15 protein-coding genes are annotated in these 21,317 nt (G+C 71.4%); 7 read left to right on the forward strand and 8 right to left on the reverse strand.

All coding sequences use genetic code 11. The features are described from left to right. The first annotated feature begins 37 nt into the window (after positions 1 to 37). Positions 38 to 1,003, forward strand: a complete 966-nt coding sequence (locus ACZ53N_RS07385; protein WP_469139955.1) for a bifunctional riboflavin kinase/FAD synthetase — start codon at positions 38 to 40, stop codon at positions 1,001 to 1,003. Between the two features lie 106 nt (positions 1,004 to 1,109). Here ACZ53N_RS07385 and ACZ53N_RS07390 read toward each other — a convergent pair whose 3' ends face one another. The 3 genes from ACZ53N_RS07390 to eccE form a co-directional block, all read right to left on the reverse strand. Continuing rightward, complete coding sequence (locus ACZ53N_RS07390) at positions 1,110 to 3,941, reverse strand: SCO5717 family growth-regulating ATPase (protein WP_469139956.1); 2,832 nt, start codon at positions 3,939 to 3,941, stop codon at positions 1,110 to 1,112. 358 nt (positions 3,942 to 4,299) lie between these two features. After that, complete coding sequence (locus ACZ53N_RS07395; RefSeq protein WP_469139957.1) at positions 4,300 to 5,052, reverse strand: hypothetical protein; 753 nt, start codon at positions 5,050 to 5,052, stop codon at positions 4,300 to 4,302. Beyond that, positions 5,052 to 6,392 carry a type VII secretion protein EccE gene (gene eccE, locus ACZ53N_RS07400; RefSeq protein WP_469139958.1) on the reverse strand — a complete coding sequence of 447 codons (1,341 nt, stop codon included), beginning with the start codon at positions 6,390 to 6,392 and terminating at the stop codon, positions 5,052 to 5,054. The genes ACZ53N_RS07395 and eccE overlap by 1 nt, the downstream gene beginning before the upstream one ends. Before the next feature lie 195 nt (positions 6,393 to 6,587). Here eccE and eccB point away from each other — a divergent pair, with 195 nt between their 5' ends. The 6 genes from eccB (at position 6,588) to ACZ53N_RS07430 (ending at position 13,318) form a co-directional block, all read left to right on the forward strand. After that, complete coding sequence (gene eccB, locus ACZ53N_RS07405) at positions 6,588 to 8,189, forward strand: type VII secretion protein EccB (RefSeq protein ID WP_469139959.1); 1,602 nt, start codon at positions 6,588 to 6,590, stop codon at positions 8,187 to 8,189. Between the two features lie 4 nt (positions 8,190 to 8,193). Then, the gene (gene mycP / locus ACZ53N_RS07410; protein WP_469139960.1) at positions 8,194 to 9,582 is read left to right on the forward strand and encodes a type VII secretion-associated serine protease mycosin; all 1,389 of its coding nucleotides are present in this window, start codon (positions 8,194 to 8,196) and stop codon (positions 9,580 to 9,582) included. 23 nt (positions 9,583 to 9,605) lie between these two features. Further along, positions 9,606 to 11,030, forward strand: coding sequence for an outer membrane protein assembly factor BamB family protein (locus tag ACZ53N_RS07415; protein WP_469139961.1), 1,425 nt, complete (start codon positions 9,606 to 9,608; stop codon positions 11,028 to 11,030). Between the two features lie 55 nt (positions 11,031 to 11,085). Beyond that, complete coding sequence (locus ACZ53N_RS07420; protein ID WP_469139962.1) at positions 11,086 to 12,516, forward strand: outer membrane protein assembly factor BamB family protein; 1,431 nt, start codon at positions 11,086 to 11,088, stop codon at positions 12,514 to 12,516. 133 nt (positions 12,517 to 12,649) lie between these two features. Beyond that, entirely contained in the window at positions 12,650 to 12,994 is a 345-nt protein-coding gene (locus tag ACZ53N_RS07425) for a WXG100 family type VII secretion target (RefSeq protein ID WP_469139963.1), read from the forward strand. 48 nt (positions 12,995 to 13,042) lie between these two features. Continuing rightward, entirely contained in the window at positions 13,043 to 13,318 is a 276-nt protein-coding gene (locus tag ACZ53N_RS07430; RefSeq protein WP_365378079.1) for a WXG100 family type VII secretion target, read from the forward strand. A gap of 77 nt (positions 13,319 to 13,395) precedes the next feature. Here ACZ53N_RS07430 and ACZ53N_RS07435 read toward each other — a convergent pair whose 3' ends face one another. From ACZ53N_RS07435 to eccCa, 5 genes are all read right to left on the reverse strand, one after another. Next, positions 13,396 to 13,632, reverse strand: coding sequence for a DUF397 domain-containing protein (locus ACZ53N_RS07435; protein ID WP_469139964.1), 237 nt, complete (start codon positions 13,630 to 13,632; stop codon positions 13,396 to 13,398). Between the two features lie 21 nt (positions 13,633 to 13,653). Next, positions 13,654 to 14,271, reverse strand: a complete 618-nt coding sequence (locus ACZ53N_RS07440) for a hypothetical protein (RefSeq protein WP_469139965.1) — start codon at positions 14,269 to 14,271, stop codon at positions 13,654 to 13,656. Positions 14,272 to 14,300: 29 nt separating this feature from the next. Next, a complete protein-coding gene (locus ACZ53N_RS07445; RefSeq protein WP_469139966.1) occupies positions 14,301 to 16,547 on the reverse strand; it encodes a hypothetical protein in 2,247 nt (748 codons plus the stop codon). A 15-nt stretch (positions 16,548 to 16,562) separates the two neighbouring features. After that, positions 16,563 to 17,048 carry a type VII secretion target gene (locus ACZ53N_RS07450; protein WP_469139967.1) on the reverse strand — a complete coding sequence of 162 codons (486 nt, stop codon included), beginning with the start codon at positions 17,046 to 17,048 and terminating at the stop codon, positions 16,563 to 16,565. A gap of 111 nt (positions 17,049 to 17,159) precedes the next feature. After that, positions 17,160 to 21,119 (reverse strand): type VII secretion protein EccCa, encoded by a 3,960-nt coding sequence (gene eccCa / locus ACZ53N_RS07455; protein ID WP_469139968.1) that lies wholly within the window; start codon positions 21,117 to 21,119, stop codon positions 17,160 to 17,162. Positions 21,120 to 21,317 lie beyond the last annotated feature (198 nt).

Consider the following 21,317-nt stretch of genomic DNA (forward strand, 5'->3'; position numbering starts at 1 on the left):
CAGACAAAGGTTCGGGTTCGGGCGAGGAGCGGGCACAGTGCAGCGCTGGCGTGGCTTGGAGGACATCCCCCAGGACTGGGGGCGCAGCGTCGTCACCATCGGCTCGTACGACGGCGTGCACCGCGGGCATCAGCTGATCATCGGCCGGGCGGTGGAGCGGGCGCGCGAACTGGGCGTGCCCTCGGTCGTGGTGACCTTCGACCCGCACCCCAGCGAGGTCGTGCGCCCCGGCAGCCACCCGCCCCTGCTGGCGCCGCACCACCGGCGCGCGGAGCTGATGGCCGAGCTCGGGGTGGACGCGGTGCTGATCCTGCCGTTCACGGCGGAGTTCTCGAAGCTCTCGCCCGCCGAATTCGTGGTGAAGGTGCTCGTCGACAAGCTGCACGCGCGGCTCGTCGTCGAAGGCCCGAACTTCCGCTTCGGCCACCGCGCGGCCGGCGACGTCGGCCTCCTGAAGGAGCTCGGCGGCACCTATGACTACGACGTCGAGGTCATCGACCTGTATGTGACCGGCGCGGCGGGCGGCGGACTGCCGTTCTCCTCCACCCTGACCCGGCGCCTGGTCGCCGAGGGGGACGTGGCGGGCGCCATGGAGATCCTCGGCCGCCCGCACCGCGTCGAGGGCGTCGTGGTGCGCGGCGCGCAGCGCGGCCGCGAGCTGGGCTTCCCGACCGCCAACGTGGAGACGCTGCCGCACACCGCGATCCCGGCGGACGGGGTCTACGCGGGCTGGCTGACCGTCGGCGCCGAGGCGATGCCCGCGGCCATCTCGGTCGGTACGAACGTGCAGTTCGACGCCACCGAGCGGACGGTGGAGGCCTACGCCATCGACCGGGTCGACCTCGATCTGTACGGGATGCACGCGGCCGTGGACTTCCTCGCCTACCTGCGCGGGATGGAGAAGTTCGAGTCCATCGAGGCCCTGCTGGACTGCATGGCGGACGACGTGAAGCGGGCGCGGGAACTGGTCGCGGCCCACGAGAGCGCCGCCCCGGTCGGCTGACGACCCACGCGCGTACCGCGTACGTGTGACGTACGGGTGAAACGAGGGGCCCCGGGCGGCGACTGCCGCCCGGGGCCCTTTCGTGTCCCCGTGGTTGCTGCTGCGGTTACTGCTGAGGGGGGTACTGCTGGGGGTAGCCGTAGTCACCCTGCTGGGGAGGCTGCTGCCAGCCGCCCGGCTGCTGGTACGGACCCGGCTGCTGGTAGGGCTGCTGAGGCTGCCCGCCGTACGGGTTGGGGGCCGCGGGCGCGCCCTGACCGGGGTATCCGGGATACCCGGGCTGGGCGGGGTCCGGCGCGTAGCCGCCCGGCACCGGCGGGGCCAGGTGCGGCGGCGGGGTGCCGCCGTCGGAGGTCCACAGGCCTTGCTGCTGCTGCGCCCGTACGAAGTCCTCGGCGACCATGGCGGACAGGTTGAAGTACGCCTCGCGGGTCTTCGGCCGCATCATGTCGAGATCGACCTCCGCACCCGCCGCCAGGTGCTCGTCGAAGGGCACGACGACGACACCGCGGCAGCGGGTCTCGAAGTGCGACACGATGTCCTCCACCTTGATCATCTTTCCGGTCTCCCGGACCCCGGAGATGACCGTGATGCTCCGCGAGACGAGCTCGGCGTAGCCGTGCGCGGAGAGCCAGTCGAGGGTGGTGCTGGCGCTGCTCGCACCGTCGACGGACGGCGTCGAGATGATTATCAGCTGGTCGGCGAGGTCGAGGACGCCGCGCATCGCGCTGTAGAGCAGACCGGTGCCCGAGTCGGTGAGGATGATCGGGTACTGCTTGCCCAGGACGTCTATCGCCCGCCGGTAGTCCTCGTCGTTGAAGGTCGTCGAGACCGCCGGGTCCACGTCGTTGGCGATGATCTCCAGACCGGAGGGCGCCTGCGAGGTGTAACGGCGGATGTCCATGTAACTGTGCAGGCCCGGAATCGCCTGCACGAGGTCACGGATCGTCGCACCCGTCTCGCGGCGCACCCGGCGGCCGAGCGTGCCCGCGTCGGGGTTGGCGTCGATCGCGAGGATCTTGTCCTGGCGCTCGCTGGCGAGCGTCGAGCCGAGCGCGGTGGTGGTCGTCGTCTTGCCGACACCGCCCTTGAGGCTGATGACCGCGATGCGGTAGCAGGACAGCACCGGCGTCCGGATCAGCTCCAGCTTGCGCTGCCGCTCGGCCTCTTCCTTCTTGCCGCCGAACTTGAACCGGCTGTTGCCGCTCTGCTTCCTCGGCTTGGGCTTGTTCTTGAGCAGCCGCTCCGAGGACAGCTCCACCGCCGCGGTGTAACCGAGCGGCGCCCCGTGCACGGACCGCTGCCGCTGCTCCGGCGCCACGGCCGGCCAGCCGCCGGTCCGCGGGTCGACGGGGGCGGCGGGCTGCGCGGGGTCGGGCATGGCCCCGGGCGGCACCGGGGACGCGGCCGGGGGGAGCGCACCGGGCGGCGGTGCGTACGCGGCGTGCGGAGCCTGCGGTGTCCGGGGTGCCTGCGGCGGCTGACCCGGCGAGTACGGGCCGGGCTGGGCGGTGTACGGGCCGGGAGCGGCCGCGGGGGGCTGCTGCCCGGACGGCGGCATGCCGGGGCTCTGTTGCGCCTGCGCGGGCTGACCGGGCATCGGCTGACCGGGCATCGGTTGTGCCGGGCCGGGCTGTCCGGGGACGGCGGCCGGGGGCATCGCCCCGGGCTGGTCGTACGACGACTGCGGGGCGGCACCGGGGCCGGCGTCCTGCGGCCGCGGGTAGCCGTAACCGCCCTGCGGCGCCGGCGTGTGGGCCTGCGGCGCCGGTACGGGGGCGGCCGGGGCGTCGGTGCGCGGGTAGCCGTAACCACCCGTGCCCGGGCCCTCCTGGCTCTCCCGGCCCTCCTCATGGTCCGGGAGGTGCAGCGGGGCAGAGGCCTCGGGGGCGGGGTCGCGCGGCGCCGGGATCGTTGCGGCCGCGTGCGGCTCCGGCTCCGGCTCCGCCGAGCGGGCTTCCGCGTCGGGGCGGGGATAGCCGTAACCACCGGTCGGCGCGGGGGCGTCGGCCTCGGGTGCCGCCGGGGGCTCCTCGGCGGGAGGGGCACTCGGCAGCGGCGGAGGCCCGGCAGGCGCGGGCGCCGCGGCGGCCGGGGTGCTCCGCGCATCGGGGCGCGGGTAGCCGTAGCCGTCGGCCGGGGGTGTGGGTGCGTCGGCGGGGGCGCTTTGGAGCGGCGGTCCGGTGGGCGCCGGAGCGTCCTGCGCGTCGGGGCGCGGGTAGCCATAGCCGCCCTGCGGGGCCGTGGGGTTGGGCGGGGGCGGGAAGGCCTGCGGTGCCGGCTGGGCGGGCGGCGGCGTCGCGGTCGCACCGGCGCCGGGGAACGGCGCAGCGGCATCCGGCGCCGACGGCGGCCACGTACCCGGGCTCGCGGGCGGGAAGTTCGGGGGAAGTGGCGGCAGCGCGACCTGCGGGAGCGACGGCGGGTCCCACGACTGGGCCGCCGGGCCGTCCGCGTCACCCGAGCCGGCCGCGGTGTCCCCGGCGCCCGGGGCGGCGCCCTTCGGGCCCTCGTCCCTACGGCCCTCGGCCCCTGGGCCCGGTCGCGCCGCGGCGTCGGCGCCCGGGGCGTCCGCCGCCTGCGCGGCGGCATGCGACTCGGCCGCGTCGGCGGCTTTCTCGTCCTGCGCCACGGCACTGGAGAAACGCGTCGTGGCGCCGCCCGCGGCGGGCGCGTCGGCCGTGGGGGACGGCCACAGCGGTTCGCCCGTGGGCGGCGGAGGCGGAGTGTCATCCGCCGCGTCGGCCTCGCTCACGTCGGCGGGAGCACCCTCGGTGGCCCCGGGGCCCGGGGCGGGCGACGGGTTCTGCGTGTACCAGGCGGGCGGCGAGTAGTCGATGGTGAACTCGCCGGTGTGCTCGTAGTCGTGTTCGGCGTCGGACCGGTCCTCGCCGGCTGTGTCCCCTGCCGCGCGGATCTCGTTCCGATCGCTGCCCACAATTCCTCCTGCTGCTGGTTTGGTCCGGCGCCCGATGGAGCCGCCTGTCGGGGCCGACCGATCCCGTCGTCCGACTGCCCGGGTCCCCCATGGGTGACGCGACAGGCGCGGCGTCGGGTTTCTCCCGTGCGTACGCACACCAAGACTAATCGTCATCCGTACCGCCACGGCAGGCCCGTCCCCGACCCATCAGCCGCCCCCGCCGTCACCTGCCCGTCCGCGCCCGAAGTGGCGCCCCGGCCGCTTCTCCGGCATACGGGCGCACGCCCATGCGGAACGTACGGACGACGGAGCCTTCCTGACATGTCCCGTTATCTGCCGCTCATTCACCGGGGAATCGGCACCCGGGCCCCGCCCCTCAGTCCATCCGGCGCTCGGCACCCAGCAGCCCCGCCTCGGGCTCGGTCGGCCGCGTGGCGACGTACATCCGGGACCGGGATGTGCACCAGAGGGTGACGCCGTCCGGAAGCGTGGACAGTGCCTCCACGTCGCTCTGCGGCAGCCCCATGATGCGGCCGGCCTGCCGTGCCTCCTCCGGCGAGACCCGCTGGATGCCGACGAGATCGGCGGCCTCCATCAGCCGCGCGGCGACGGGACTCAGATAGGGGAGCAGGGTCAGCACGGGCTGCCAGGGGGCGGAACCGACGCGTCCACGAGGTGGCCGCGCACCGCAGTCACGGACAAGCAGCACCGGGCTGTGCACCGACGGGCCCTGCGGCGGCAACCGGCCCACGTCGTGCAGGGTGACGCACTGCTGCCCGCTGTTGGCGGCCTGCGCGAGCGCCGTCCACAACGGCCGGCGGCCGGTCTCGACGGCGACGCGGGCACCGGTGGCGACGGAACGCACGGCGATGACCTGTGCCGTCCACGCCCCACCGACCAGGACCACGTCGAAGGGGCTGGGGCGGCCCAGGCCGAGGACCGCCGGAGCGCCCTGCGCGTCGGAGCCGATGACGACACCGTCGTCGCCCACCGGCAGCGCCAGCGACTCGAACTCCTCCGCCGACAGCTCGTGCCGCCCGCGCCGGGGCCCGAGCAGCCCGAAACCGAAGCGCGGCCGACGGACGGCGGGCGCCGGGGCGGGCGGGGGAGTGGGTGAAGCGGCGTTCATCAGCGGGTCCCTCCCAGCGGCAGGGTGGCGAGGACACCGGGCACCTGCTCGCGGTCCAGCCGGATCAGCCCGACCTTCACGGCCCGCGCGGCCCGCTCCATCTCCCGGCCGAGCGCCGCCAGTTCATCGGCGCTGCGCCCGGTGATTCGCACGTGCCCCGTCACCGTCGGGGCGTGCCGCCCGCCGCGCGTGCGCCCACGGCCCAGCGTCAGGCTCAGCGTCGTCACCGACGCGGGCAATGAGGTGAGCAGCGCGGCCAACTGCGGCAGCGGAGTCGCCGCCGGGCCCAACCGGGGCCAGCGGCCCACCCAGTACGTGCTGTGCCACCGGTCGTCGCAGCGCCAGGCGCGGGCGGTCTCGGCGGTCCGGCGCGCGGCGGCCCCCGTGCGCCCCGCTTGGGCCGTGGCCATCGGATTGACGCTCGCGGCCGTGGCGATCGCGGCCGTCAGCTCCTCCTCCGACAGCACCGCCGCCGTGAAGCCCGCGCCGTGCAACCGGCTCGCCAGCTGGTCCGCCGCCCGCAGCACACAGCGCCGCGCGCCCTCCGCGCCGCCACCGCGCGCGGCGACGGCCTCCGGGCACAGTTCCGGGTCGAACTTCAGCGCCACCCAGGTCAGCCGCACGGCGGGGGAGCCGGTCAGCGCCTGCAGCGGCGCATAGCTCCGGGCGGTCAACGCCTGGGCGGGCAGATGCGGCGCGGGCGACGGCAGTGTGCTCTGCACGACCTGAGCGGACTCCAGCCGGATGCCGTCCACGTCCATCGCGTCCCGCAACAGGGCGAGCGGTAGCGCCTTCTCCGTGCGGTGCGCGCGCAGCGGGGCGTCCACGGCCTCGATCCGCAGCACCGCCGTCAGGAACGTCCCGTCCCCGACCAGGCCCACCACGCGCCGCTCACGGGCGGCGAACGCCTCGGTGCGCAGCGCCGGTTCGCACTCCACGACCGGCGCGAGCCCCGGATGCGTCCCCGGGGCCGCGGGCTCCGCAGCGCGCCGCACGCGCCGCCGCAGCGCGAGGCCCGTGGTCAGCCAGTCCACGATCGGCCGGTGTGCCCGGCGCAGCACCGCGAGGAGCACCAGCACCACGGCGAACACCGCCGCCGGCACCAGCGCCGCCCGGCCGACGGCCCACCCGACGAGCACGACGGCCGCCGCCACCTCGACGAGCACCAACTGTCGCAACAGCGACGATCCGGGCGCCCCCGGCCCCGCGGCGGGTCGTGGGAGCACCGCCCCCGAAGCCGCCGGAACGGTGGCGGCGGAGTCCGGCCGGGGTGCCGGGCCTGCCGGCCCGGACCGGCCCGTCGTGCCTCCCGCCGCCCGTACGCGCGTCGCGGCAGCCATCCCCGTCAGAGCCCCCTCGTATATCCCGAAATGCACCGGCAATGCCCGCGCCGAAATGGTGTACCGCCTCTTGAGAGACAGCTCCCCGACGTCGAGCTTCTCTCGCCTACGGGCATAGTAGAGGGTCGGTACGACACCGGGACCGAGGGCGGCGCCCGTCAACCGAAGCCGAATACTGGGGAGAAACGGCGCAACATGGCATCACGGCGGGATGAACTCAACGCCTACACTTTCGCGAAGAAACGGACAGTTGCCGCCTTTCTGCAACCCTCGCCCAGCGGAACGGAAGAGGGAGCGCCGCGCCCGCTGCGCACCGTCCTCCCCGGCATCGTCGTCGGCGCGCTGCTCGTGGCGGGCTTCGGCGCGTGGGGCATGTTCAAGCCCACTGCCCCCAAGGGCTGGGACACCCCCGAGGCCCACGTCATCGTCGGCAGCGAGTCCACGACCCGCTACGTCGTTCTCATGACCGACGGCAAGAAGCAGCTCCACCCGGTGCTCAATCTGGCCTCCGCCAAGCTTCTGCTGACGCCCGACAAGGCATCCGTCATCAAGGTCCGGGAATCCGAACTCGACAACGGCCATATTCCGCGCGGCCCGACTCTCGGCATTCCCTACGCGCCGGACCGTATGCCCAGCGCCGGCCAAGCGGGCAAACAGAAGCAGTGGGCGGTCTGCCAACAGCCGGGCGGCAACGGGAAAACCACTCAAAAGGCGGTTTTCCTTTTCTCGGACCGTGACCCGAAGGGGAAGCAGCTGAACGGGCCGCAACGGCTGCGGGGCAGCCAGGCCCTGTACGTCCAGGGACCGGACGGCGCCCGCTATCTCATCGACCCCAAGGGCACCAAATACCTCATCGGCGGCCCCGACTGGCAGAGCGCCGACACCGCCGACCACAACCTGCTGCTGCGCTCGCTCTTCCGCGACGGCGCCGTTCCGCAGCGCGTCACCAAGGACTGGCTCGGCACGTTCGAGGAAGGCACGCCCATCACCTTCCCCAAGGTGCGCGGCGCCATCGGCGAACCGGCCGGTGTGCCCACGCTCAACACCCGGGCCAACCGCATCGGCACCATCCTCCAGGCCCCGGCCGGCACCGGCACCCAGCACTACGTCGTGCTGCCCGGCAAGGTCGCGCGCGTCTCGGAGTTCGTCGCCAAGCTGCTGCTCAGCAGCAAGGCACTGGCCTCCCTCGGCCAGGCCGGCGCTCCCGAGCGGGTCAGCGCCGCGGACTTCACGCCCGACGCCGAGGAGTTCTACGGCACCTCCCGCTGGCCCGACCTGGTGCCGCGCCAGGCCAACTCCGTCGAGCGCGCCGCAGGCGGTGGCGCCGCCCGCAACACCGTGTGCAGCCTGTTCGGCGGCATGAGCGCAAAGGGCACCCTCGACCTGGGCACCTGGGCGGGCACCGACTACCCCGCCACCATCCCCGACGGCGCCACCAGCGCGTACGTCACCCCCGGGTCCGGTCTCCTCTACCGCCAGGTCACCGGGCGCCAGACCAGGAGCGGCGCGGTGTTCCTCGTCGCCGACACCGGGCTGCGCTACGCCGTGCAGTCCAACAACGACAGCGCCAAGGACACGTCGCGGATCGGCCGGAAGCCCACCCCGGCACCTGGCACGGCCGAGGAGGCGGACGCCGCCGAGGCCGCCGCGCCCGCCCGACAGCAGTCCGACGAGGCCCGCACCCGACTCGGGTACCGGGACGTCGACCCCGTCCCGGTACCCGCGAACTGGTCCGCCTTCCTGCCGACCGGACCGCGCCTGGACTCCAACAGCGCCAAGCAGCCACAGGGTTCGTAGCCTGATGAAGACCACACCCATGACCGGAACACTGCTGGCGGCGGCGCTCCTGGCGGCCCTGAGCGGGGCCGCGGGCCCGATGTCGCCCGACCTCGCCTCCGCCCCCGGCCCGGCCTCCCCGACCCTGTCGGGCAACGGCCAGTGCACGTACCCCGCGAAGCCCATCAAGGGCACGCCGTGGTCACTGCAACGCGTGCTCCTCGACCAGCTCTGGCAGCACACCAAGGGCAAGGACGCCCACGGCCGCCCGGTGCGCGTCGCCGTCATCGACACCGGCGTGGACAATCGCAACCCCCAGCTCAAGGACGCCGTGGACGTCGGCAGCGGCGCCGACCTGCTCGCGGACGGCAAGGGCGGGGGCACGGACGAGGCCGCCAAGGCCGCCAAGGGAGCCAAGGGCTCCGGGGGCTCCGGGGGCGACAAGGGCGGAGACGGGGCCAAGGGCCGGGCCGGCAGCGAGGACAGGAACCGAAGCCAGGGCGGGAGCCAGGGCGGGAATCCGGGACCGACCGTCGACCTCGTCGGCCACGGCACCAAGGTCGCCGGCATCATCGCCGCCCGGCCGTCCCCCGCCAGCGGGTTCGTCGGCATCGCCCCGGAGTCGGTCATCATCCCGATCCGGCAGAACGACGAAAAGGGCAGCGGCACCTCCCGCACCCTCGCCGCGGGCATCAAGAAGGCCGTGGACGAGGGCGCCCGCGTCATCAACATCTCCCAGGACACCACCGACCGGCTGGCGCCCGACTCCGACCTCGAGCTGGCCGTCAAGGCGGCCCTCGCCCGCGACGTCGTCGTGATCGCCTCGGCGGGCAACGACGGGCAGGACGGCAGGTCGAAGGACACCTACCCGGCCGCCTACCCAGGCGTGCTCGCCGTCGGCGCCTCCGACCGCAACAACGAACGCGCCCCCTTCTCCCAGTCGGGCCCGTTCGTCGGTGTCGCCGCACCCGGCGTCGAGATGGTCTCCACCGTGCCCGGCGGCGGCCAGTGCGTCGACAACGGCACCAGCTTCTCCGCGCCCTACGTGGCCGGAGTCGCCGCCCTCATCCGGGCCAAACACCCCGACTGGCGGCAGCACCAGGTGGTGGCGCAGATCGAGCAGACCGCCGAACGCGCCGCCGACGCCCGCGACCGGCACATCGGCTGGGGAGTGGTCGACCCCGTCCGCGCCCTCACCGAGGACGAGCGCCCGATCGACCGCGTCACCCCCCGCCAAGGCCCCGCCCGCACCGTCGCGGCCCCACAGCCCGCAGCCCTGCCGCTGGGGGAGACACCCCAGGAACGTAAGGTGCGGCTCGCGACGTACGCCCTGGGCGGCACGGCCGTCCTGATCGCCGTGATCGCGGGCTCGGCCATGGTCGTAAGAGACCGCAAGCGCCGCCCCTCGCACTAGGCGGCACCGGCACGAAGGAACCCATGACTCAGCCACTTCCCCCACACGACTCGCAGCGCCCGACGGTGCCCCAGGGCTTCGGCCCGGCACCGCAGCCGTTCGGCCCGCCACCGACCGGAGACAGCGGGCCACCACCGGGCGGCTCCCGCACCGGCGGGCGCCGCAAGGGCCTCGTCATCGCGCTCGCGGTGCTGCTCGTCGCCGGAGCGGGCACGGGTGGCTGGCTGCTCTGGGGCAAGGACGACAAGAAGGCGGCCCCCGAGGCGAAGCCCACCCGTTCCGTCGACGCGAAGCTCGACTGGATGGTCCCCATGCCCTCCCCGGACAAGGACCACGCCCAGCGCGTGGCCCCGCTGTGGTTCGCCAAGGGCAACGTCGTGATGAACACGCAGAAGACGGTGACGGCCTACAGCGTCGCCACCGGAAAGCCCAGCTGGACCGTCCCCGTCCCGGGATTCGCCTGCACACAGTCGCCCACGCCCGACGGCGGCGTCGCGGTGATCGTCTACGGCAAGGCGGAGTTCGAGTGCGACAAGCTGATGGCCGTCGACATCGAGCGCGGCCGTCAGCTGTGGACGAAGGACATGGTCAACGCGCAGGGCAACAAGGACATGCGCAGCAACGCCAACATCGTCATCAGCCACGGCCTCGTCAACGTGGCGGAGGTGGGTGAGGCCCTGGTCTACGACGCCAAGAGCGGGGCGAAGCGCAAGGCCGAGAACTACGGCTGCATGGAGCGCGGCTCGGCCGTGAAGGGCGACCGGCAGCTCACGGTCGCCCAGTGCCAGATCTTCGGGCGGCAGTTCGTGATGAACGTGGACCCGAAGACCGGCGTGGAGAAGTGGACCTGGAAGGTCATGGACGGCATCGAGGTGCACAACATCCTCTCCGCCGACCCTCCGGTGCTGGCGGTCGGCCGGGAGAACGACAACTCGCCCTCGGACATCGTGACGCTGGACGACAAGGGCCGTCTGAAGGCCCTGATATCCATCTCGGCGGGCCCGTACCACTTCGAGGAATGCCGAAAAGGAGTGCTGGCGTCCTGCGGCAGGACGGTGACCGACGACAAGACGCTCTACCTCTCCACCCGCAGTGACGAGACGAACCAGGACGGGGTGAGCGTCACCGCCATCGTCGCGATCGACCTGGCCACGGGCAAGAAGCGCTGGACCGCCCCTCTCGGTGGCAACCGCGCCAACCGGCCCGTCGCCATGCACGACGGACGCCTGCTCGTCTACCAGATGGCCACCAAGGACGAGGGCGGCAAGCTGCTCTCCCTCGACCCTGCCGACGGCACCCCGACCGTCTATATGAAGCTGCCCGAGGAGTCCGCCGAGCGGGAGTACTGGCTCGCCCGCCGCGGGACCGCCTACTTCCGCGACGACCGCCTCTACTTGGTCCCGGAAGAGGGCATGAGCGATCCCTCGATGATCATGTCGTTCCACTGACCCGCCCCTGTCAGCCCCGCCGAGCCACCAGAACGAGAACGCAGGAGTCCAGTCAGTGACGCAACCACCGAGCTACGGCTATCCGCAGCAGCCGCCATCGGCGCCGCTGCCCCCGGTGACGCCGCCCCCCGTCCCTTCCGCGCCCTCCCCACGCAGCGGTCCGCCCGCCTGGCGCAAACCGGCCCTCATAGGTCTCGTGCTCGCCGTCCTGCTCGCCGCGGGCGGCGGCGCGCTGTGGGCGTTCACCGGTGACGACTCGTCCGGTTCGAAGAAGCCCGCCGCCACCGCGAACGGCCCCGCCGCCGGCCGGGTCGCGTGGATGGCCGAGGCCCGCACCAAGCCGGACAAGGACAACAGGCAGGCCCTGGGCACCTGGTTCACCTCCTCGCTCGTCGTCAAGGCCGAGCCGGACATGGTCACCGCCTACGACATCAAGACCGGCGCGAAGAAGTGGTCCTTCCTCCTCCAGGGCCCGCTCTGCTCGGCCTCCCGGGAGTCCGAGGGGAACGTCGCCGTCATCGCCGCCAAGTTCGGCAGTGTCTGCACGCACCTGATGGCCGTCGACCTGCGGAGCGGCAAGCGGATCTGGGATGAGCTCCTCGTCCCGGAGAAGGACGCGGGCGATTCCCTCACCCCCGGCAAGTGGGCCAAGGCCAACCTCGAACTCGCCCTCCACGACGGCCACGTCTACGCGATCTGGGGCAACGGTGAGCAGACGCGACGCCTCAAGGACGGCAAGCGCATCGAGGAGGAGAAGCGCGACAGCTGCGAAATGGTCGACTCCGCGGGAGGTGACCGGCTCATCGCCATCACCTATTGCGGATCGGACAGCATCAAGATCCGCTCGATCAACCCCAAGAAGCTGGAGAAGTCGCGGTGGAGCCGGACCATCAAGCGCAATGACGGCTTCCTCTCCATCATCTCGACCAATCCGCTGGTCGTCACCCAGGCCCCGGGCAACGGTGGATCGGACAACCTGTACGACTTCGTCGTGCTGGACCCGGAGAGCGGAAAGGAAAAGGCCCGCGTCGCCTACAACACCCTCTGGGAGCAGGGGAATTGCTTCCTGGCCACTTCCGGCTGCACCGGGGCAGTAGTGGACAAGGACTCCCTCTACGTCGCCGGCCGCGGCGCGACCATGGCCTACGACCTGTCCAATGGCAAGGAGCGCTGGACCTTCAAGGCCGACGCCAACCGGCCGACCGTGCCCGTGTCCGTACGCAACGGCCGGCTCGCCGCCTACACCTTCGCCACCCCGGACCGCCCCGGTCGGATCTCCTACGTCGCCACGTCCACCGGCAAAGCGGAACGCGCCGTCGACCACACGGGCACGTCGGCGGACCTGAAGAACGAATCCCTCATGGCGAAATCCGAGGGCTTCCCCCGCCTGCTGAACGATCGCCTGCTCCTCGTCAACGACGGCGGGTTCGGCGCCGAGGACAGCGGAATGATCCTCGCGATCAGCGCACCGGACGACACGCAGTGAGTACGGCTACTCAGATCCGGTGAGTACCCCAACTCAATGACTACTCAAATGCGTTGGAGGAGTCACCGCATGTGACTAGAGTGATGCGGTGGCACGGCCAACGGGGCGAATCCCAACAAGGAGACGGTGAATCATGTCCGGCAAGCTCAGTACGCATGATGAGAAGCTCAAGAAGGCCGTGGGTGACCTCGACGAGGTCAAGACCATGCTGGGCGACACCATCCGCAACCTGACCACCGTCGTGGACGGCATCAGCTCCCACTGGCGAAGCGACGCCCAGCTCCAGTACGCCGAGCTGCAGCGGCGGGTGAACGACGACGTCCGCAAGCTCAACGAGTACCTGGACTTCACCCGCGAAGCGCTTCAGGCGAGCCGTGACGGTTTCAACCAGAACGAAGCCGACCGCCTGAACAGCTTCAAGATCGATGGCGGCGCCGGCAGCAGCGGCGTGCTGTCGCGCTTCAACGTCACTTCGTAGCACTTCTTCGTAGTACGCGCCCACGACGCAGCAGGACAGGGAGTTCCGATGGAAATCACGTACGAGGGCGTCATCAACGCCTCCGAGTCGGTGAAGAAGTCCGCCACGACGATGGCACAGCGCCTCGGGGACCTCCAGGCGCAGGTCAAGAACGTCGTCGACGACTGGGACGGTGAGGCCAAGGAGGCCTTCTACGCCCGCCAGCGCGGCTGGGACGCCACGGCCCAGGACCTCACCCAGACCCTCCAGAAGATCGGCGACCTCCTCCGCGAGGCCACCCACAGCTACCAGGCCGTCGACAAGAAGAACGCGGGCCGGTTCTAGCCGGTTTCCGCGGCTGCGGAGACCTGATGGCGGGGCGTGCCGGGCGGACTGCCGTCCGGGCACGCCCCATCGGTGTATCAGGGCTTGAGATCGAACTCCCCGTCCCGAGCCCCGAGCACGAACGCGCGCCACTCGCCCTCGGTATAGCGCAACACGGTCTCCGGATCGGCGGACGAGCGCATGGCCACGGCCCCGTTGGCCAGATACGCGATCTCGACACGCTCGTCGGAGGGGTCGGCATCGGGCGCGCTGAGCCACTCGGCATCGGAGATGTCCATGGCGTACAGCTCGGCTTTTTCTTGTTCGTCAGCCATTTTGTCGGGCTCCTTTGCGGGTCACGTTACCTTGTGGAACGTTTCGGGGAGATTGGCGGTATCGAGGCAGTCGAGCTGCCGGGCGATCTTTCGCGCGGCGGCGTTGAGGATGGCGATTCTGGCGTTTCGGCCTGCTTGGCCTGTGAGTTTGGTGTTGGCGGTCCATAGTCCGGCGCGCAGCAGCTTGCCGCCGCGGGGTGATGTGCTGAGTGGACAAGGAAAGTAAATGGTGGCGCCGAAATCGTAAGCCTCACTGCGGACCCCAAGTGGGTAGGGGGTGACCTCTCTTCCCATCTGCTTAGGGGGTGGCTTCAACATCTTCGCGTCGAACCACTGGAAGTAGATTGCTACGGTGAGCAGTCTGCTCTTCTCGGTGTCGGCGGTGATTCGGCAGAGTTCCTGCTCATCCTGCCCTCTCTGCGACGCCTCCAAGCCCCCTAGCTGGGACGAAAAGGATTCCGTCCCCCTGGGGCGGCGTTGCGTGAACTCCCTTAGTCCGGAGAGCGCATCGAGCTCACGGGCGACTTCCGTCGGGAGCAGTGATTCGCAAACCTTGGTGGCCGGAAGCAGTTGTTTCTCTCGTTGTTCGTTGCCGCTGTCGGTGCAGGATGTGATGGATAAGGCGAGCAGCGCGCACACGAACGACCTTATTGAGTGCGCCACCGATATCAACCTTTCTCGTGAGGGTTGAGCCCGAGGTACTCATTCGCGCTGGGGCCCCCACTGAGATACATGCTCTTGATCTGATCCTTGAGATTGGTATTGTTGGCCTCTCGGAAGAATTCGGAACTGCTAGCGCGGAGGTAGGAGTGAAATGCCTCGGCGATTTCATTCTCGCCCGCACCGAAGAACTCGTTCTTATCAACCTTGACGGCCTCATCCGGCGACATCTCAACCGCCTCAGCCGCCCTGTCAAACCGCTGCCCCACATACGTACTCACCATCCCGCCCGCCGTCTCCCCCGCCAGCGGCACGACCGAGACCCCCACCGCCGCCGCCCCCGGCACCGGCAGGACCGCCACCCCCGCACCGATCGTGGCTCCCACGACCCACTTCTTCCACTCCGTCGACCGGGCCAAGCTCTTGTTGTTCTCCTCGGCATCATGCGCGTGGTCCGCAGCCGCCTGTTCCACCCGGGCGTGGTCGAGAATGCCCCGCACCTCCGCCTCCGTCAGCAGCGCGCTGCGGCCGCGCACGTAACCCGCCTCGTCCGTCGCCGGGTTCGCGTCCAGCGCGCTCAACGTATGCAGATGCTCGGCCCGTGACACGTATCCGTGGGCCGTCTCGCTCTGGCCCAGCGTGCTGAGGAAGCCGATGGCGCCGTAGCGTCCGAACTCCGCCCGGCCTTCGTACTTCGCGGGGAAGGCCACCGCGTCCTGGCCCACGCCGTGGTCGCCGATGCCGGATACGGCGTAGTTGATGTCGTCGATGTACGCCGCTCCCATCCTGCCGAGGCTGTCGGCGATGCCCGACTGCCGGTGCATCAGGGAGTTGTCGTCGCCGTAGACGTACGCGACCTGTTCCATCACCCTCGCCGCCGCCCCGCTCCGGCGGTCCGCGCCCGTCGTGGTGTCGTACGGGCTGCCCGTCGTCGCCGCCTCCAGGGCGTGGCCCAGGGCGTTGTACCCCGCGATCCTGCCGGAATCGCCGGTGAAGGTGACGTCGGGGTGCCAGTGGCGGTCCTTGGTGAGGTACCGGAGGTTCTCGTTGACCTCCGACTCCCTGTCCACCGGGCCCGATACGCCCGTCGGCTGCTTGAAGAATCGCGCCGCGCCTTCCGGGCTGTGGCCCAGGGCCTGGAGGAAACCCGTCATCGGGTCCTGGCCGCGGTCGTTCTTTCCGCCGTGGTAGGTGAGGTCCGCCGTGTTGGCGGGGTTCGTCCAGAAGGACAGGTCGGCGCTGTTGACCTTCTTGTCCATGCGGACGAGAGCTTCGCCGTACGCGGCCAGGAACTTTCCGTCGTACTCACCGTGCCGCATGAGATTGCTCATCACCTGGAAGCCCCAGGGGTTCCCCGCGGCGTCGCTGCCGATCCTCTTCCCGCCCGCCTCGATGACCCCCGCCTTCCAGGAGTCCATCGCCTTGCTGTCGACCTGTGTCGCCGAAGCCAGGGTGACGCCGAGACTCTCCTGAAGTCCCCGCAGCAGGTCCGCCCGGCCCCGGCCCGGGCCGACCTGCTGCGGGTCGGCCATGTCGGCCCAGAAGCGGAGGACGCCCTGGGGGCCGAGGGAGGTGGCGATCCGTTCGCCGAAGAGCGGGTCGTTGCGGTGGGCTCCGAGCAGCGCGCCGAGCCGGGTGAGCTCCGCGTCGCTCATGGCGGAGCCCTTGGCGGCCAGTTCCAGGGCCCGCCCGGCGTCCTTCTCGGCCTGCCGTCGGCCGGCGCGGTCGTAGCCGTCCTGGTTGAAGCCCCGGTCGCGTGAGCCGTTGGGGTCCTGGAGCAGGGCCCAGTAGAGGTCGTCGTCGGCCTCCGTGGCGGACCGGAGCGCCCGCGCCACCGTCTCGTTGTGTGCGGCGACCGTCTCCTGGTAGCCCCTGGTGAGGGCCGAGGAAGGGGCCTCGGCGTACACACGCCCGTCCTCGTTCTGCTTCAAGTGCTTGTCGCGGGCGACCGCTTCCGCGACGTGGTCCAGCGTCTTGCGCGCCGCGCGGAAGCGGCCGAGCGCGTAGTCGAGAACGGCATGGACGTCCCGGGCCTCCTCGGCCGCGGCCAGCAGCTCCGTTCGGGTACGGGCCAGGTTGCGGAAGCAGGCGGTGGCCGCCTCGCCCTCCCAGTCACAGGCGTACAGCGGGTTCTCGACCTCGTGGCCGAACTTGTCGCCCACGCCCTGGATCCGCTTCGGCAGGGCCTGCCACGCCTCGACCGCCGCCTCCAGGGCGGCCAGGTTCGCCTCTCGTAGGGTCCGGTAGCCCAGCATGATCTGTGCCGTTCCCTACCGGTCGAACCGGTCGAACCGGTCGAACCGGTCGAACGTGCTGCGCGTCCGCTGGTCGTCGGCGTGGAAGTCACGCGCCGCCGCACGCAGGGGCGCCGCGACCTCGTGGTGCAGTGACCGCTCCAGCTCGTTCATCTGGTCCCGCCAGCGGTCGAGGAAGACCGCGAACGCGGGGGAGGAGCGAAAGCCCTTGAGCCCCTCGGCGACCGAGCCGGCCCCTCCCGTGCCCATCGCACTGTCGTCGGTCTTCCTGAAGACCGCCCGGACCTCGTCCGCCTTGCCCGCCTTGTCCCGGAGGAAGGACGGGGAGACCCGTAAGCGGCGCGGACCCGCAGGCCCCGGCCCGGTGGCCCCACCGGTCGCGCCCGCCTCGCCCGTCGCGTCCTTCGAGCTCGCGAGCCGCATCGCCGCGTCCGTGGGCTTCCCGGAGCCGTCGTAGCGATGCGGGTTGAAGCGGCGGTCCCACTCCTCGTCGAGCGCCATGTCGCCTCCCCGGCACACGTGTTGGCAGGTGTGTACGACGCTAGCGCCCGGCCATGACACCCGGACCCGTTTCCATGGATCTTCACCGGCGCCGTCACACCCCCCGTACCCTCACTCCGCCGGCAGCCACCCCGTCTGGATCAGCGCGGACCCGTGGCGCCGCGAGACGAAGACACCGCGGCCCGGCGGCAGGGGGCGGGGCTTCATGTCGCCCAGGAGCTCGCCCTCGCTCGGGTGGCCGGAGAGCAGGACACCCTGGGCGCCCAGCTCCTTGAAGCGCTGGATGAACGCCTCGTACGACGAGCGTCCGGCGCCCGCCGTGTTGCGGGCCAGGATGATGTTGACGCCCGCGTCACGCGCGAAGGGCAGATTGTCGAGCAGCACGCTCATGGGGTTGCCCGACGAGGACGAGACCAGGTCGTAGTCGTCGATCACGACGAACGCCCGCGGCCCCTGCCACCAGCTACGCGTACGCAACTGCTGCGGGGTGACGTCCGGGCCGGGGATCCGGCCGGCGATGAGGGCGTTCATGTCGCCCATGTACTTCTCCAGCGCGTTCTGCGTGGTCGCGTAGCCCACCAGATACGGCTCGGGGACGCACTCCAGCAGCCCGCGCCGGTAGTCGCCGACGCAGAACAGCGCCTCCTGCGGGGTGTACCGCTCGGTGAGCTGCTTGATGAGCAGCCGCAGCATCGCCGTCTTTCCCGCCCCCGACTCGCCGAAGACGGCGAACAGCGGCTGCTGGTCGAAGTCGACGAAGAGGGGTTCCAGATTCATCTCGTCGATACCGATGGCGACGCCCCGTTCCGGTGCGGCGTTGCCCGCCGGCAACGAGTCGGCCGCCAGCAGATGGGGGAGCATCCGTACCCGCGGGGCGTGCGGGCCGTGCCAGTTGCCCTCCACCGACCGGACGAAATCGGCCGTGGCCTCCGCGAGGTCCTCACCGCCGCCCGGCCGGCCGTCCACGCGCGGCACCGCGGCCAGGAAGTGGAGTGCCTCGGGCGTGATGCCGCGGCCCGGGGCGTTGACGGGGACGTTCCTGGCGCTCTTGCGGTCGAATTCGGAGTCGGTGGGGTCGCCGAGGCGCAGTTCCAGACGGCTCAGCAGCTGGTCCTTGAGGGCCGCGCGCATCTCCATGTAGCGGGCGGCGGTGATCACCAGGTGCACGCCGAAGCCGAGGCCGCGGGCGGCGATGTCGGTGATGACGGGCTCGAGGTGCTCGAACTCCGTGCGGAAGGACTGCCAGCCGTCGATGAGCAGGAACACATCGCCCCACGGCTCGTCCGGCAGCTGACCGGCCGCGCGCCGGCGCCGGTAGGTGGCGATGCCGTCGATGGCGTGGTCCCGGAAGAACGCCTCCCGCCGGTTGAGCACCCCCGCGACCTCGGCGACCGTACGCCGCACCTTGTCCGCGTCGAGCCGCGAGGCGATGCCGCCGACGTGCGGCAGGCCGTCGAGGGCGACCATGCCGCCACCGCCGAAGTCCAGACCGTAGAACTGCGCTTCGGCCGGGGTGTGCGTGAGCGCGAACGCGCCGACCATCGAGCGCAGCAGCGTCGATTTGCCCGAGCGCGGGCCGCCCAGGACCAGCATGTGACCCGCGGCCCCCGAGAAGTCCCGGTGCAGCACGTCGCGCTTCTGCTCGAACGGCTTGTCCACCAGCCCCAGCGGTACGACCAGCCCGCCCGGGCGCCCGTACCCGTCCGCGCTGAGACCGCGGCCCTCCACCGGGGCGAGCGGCGGGAGCAGCTGGTCGAGCGAGGGCGCCTCGTCCAGGGGCGGGAGCCAGACCTGATGGGCCGGCGGCCCCTGGCCGTCGAGGCGGCGGACGATGACGTCGAGGACCGTGTCGGACAGGGCGTCGTCGGACGCGTCGTCCCCGTCGTCGGGACGGACGGCGGACGGGTCCGGCGCGACATAGGTGACGGGCACCGGGGCGGCCGTGAACAGCACCGGGCGGCGCTCGACGGTCAGGTCCGAGCCCGCCGGATCGGGGGAGCCGGTGCGGTAGGGCGCGGAGACGTACGCCGCCTTGAACCGCGTCATCTCGTCCGTACCGAACTTGAGGTACCCCGAGCCGGGAATGGACGGCAGGTGGTACGCGTCCGGGACGCCCAGCGCCGTACGGGATTCGGCTGCCGAGAACGTGCGGAGGCCGACGCGGTACGACAGATACGTCTCCAGTCCGCGCAGCCGGCCCTCCTCCAGCCGCTGCGAGGCCAGCAGCAGGTGCACGCCCAGGGAGCGGCCGATGCGGCCGATCTGGATGAACATGTCGATGAAGTCCGGCTTGGCCGTCAACAGCTCGCTGAACTCGTCGATCACCAGGACGAGTGAAGCGAGCGGCTCCAGCGGGGCACCGGCCAGCCGCGCCTTCTCGTAGTCGTGCGTGTTGGCGTAGTTGCCCGCCGAACGCAGCAGCTCCTGCCGGCGCTGGAGCTCACCGGTGATGGAGTCCCGCATCCGGTCGACCAGGGTCAGATCGTCCGCGAGGTTGGTGATGACCGCGGCGACGTGCGGCAGCCGGGACATGCCCGTGAAGGTCGCACCGCCCTTGAAGTCCGCGAGCACGAAGTTCAGCGTCTCCGAGGAGTGCGTGACGGCCAGCCCCAGCACCAGGGTGCGCAGCAGCTCGGACTTGCCCGAGCCGGTGGCGCCGACGCAGAGGCCGTGCGGGCCCATGCCGTCCTGCGCCGCCTCCTTGAGGTCGAGCATGACGGGCGAGCCGTCCTCACCGACGCCGATCGGCACCCGTAGCCGCTCCGCCGCCGACCGCGGCCGCCAACTGCGCGCGGCGTCCACCGAGCCCGCGTCGCCGAGCGCCAGCAGATCGGTGAAATCGAGGTTGGCGAGCAGCGGTTCGTCATCGTCGCCACCGCCCGTGCGCAGCGGCGCGAGCTGCCGCGCCAGCGCCTCGGCGGCCTCGGGGGACAGCGTGTCCGGCTCCCCTTCGTACGCCGCGACCTGCGACTGGAGACGCAGCCGGCCCGGGGTGACGACCACCGACAGCCCGCCGCGCTCCTCGTCCAGCTCACCGGGGACCACCTCGACGACGGTGACGCCCTGCAGGCCCTCGGCGGCGGCGAACGCCGAGTCCGGCGGCACCGTGGCGCCGTCCAGGACGACCACCACGTGCGGCTGGTCCAGCAGCGGCTGACCGTCCCGGCTGAACCGGGTACGACCCTCCAGCCGCGGCGCCAGCAGCTCCTCCAGCTCCCCGAGGTCGTCACCGATGGTCCGCCGCGTGCCCGCGCCGTCGATCCGGCCCGGCACCTGCACGTGCGGCAGCCACTTCGCCCACTCCCACCGCTCGGCCGCGCCGCGCCCCGCGACGACCGCGACGAGGAGGTCCTCCGGCGAGTGCAGCGTGGCGAGCTGGGCGAGCAGCGCGCGGGCCGTGCCGTGCACCGTCTCCGGCTCACCCGACAGGGTCACGTGGTAGAAGGCCCGCAACGACACCGCCACCGGCATGCCGTCCAACGAGCCGTGCGTGGCCAGGAACCGCTGCATCGCACCGGCCGTCAGCGGCTCCAGCTCGTCCATCGGCGCCGTCTCGGGGGCCACCAGCGGGGTCGCGAGCTGCTGTGCGCCGAGCCCTATCCGGGCCTGCCCGAAGTCGTCGTCGCTCACCCGCCGCTCCCACACCCGGCTCCCCTCGGCGACCACCGACCACAGCTGCTCGGGCGCGGGATGCGTATAGAACTGGGCGTCGCGCTGCGCACGGGCGGTCCGCCGCACGGTCCTTCGCGTCTGTGCGAGGTATTTGAGGTAGTCGCGGCGCAGGTCGGCCAGCTCGCCCTGGGTGCCCTGACGATGCCGGACGATCATGGTGATGGTCATGCCGAGCGTCGAGACCATCATCAGGACGCCCATGACCTTCATCATCGGGGCGGCCCCCGGCATGAAGAAGTACACCGCCGACGAGGCCATGCCCAAGGTGGGCAACAGCTGCATCAGCATGCCCTCCTGGCGGCCGCGCGGCAGCTCGGGAGGGGACTCCAGCCGTAGTTCCGCGCTCGGCACCTCAGGCGGGAGAGCCCGCGGCTGGCGCTTGACGACGACCTGGCTCACGGACTGCCTCAACCCCTCGACGCGGCAGGAAAGTTCCTTGTCCGGTGCCCCCGTGGCCCCGGCCTCCTCCGCGAGACGGTGATCCTATCGGCGTACGAACGTTCTCCCCGGGTAGGGTTGCCAGCCGCCCGTATGCACGAACGAAGCCCGGCCGCCGCCGTCGCGCGGCGAAAGTCGCACGCGCGGACAACCGAGGCG

The sequence above is a fragment of the Streptomyces sp. NPDC033229 genome (assembly GCF_055576875.1).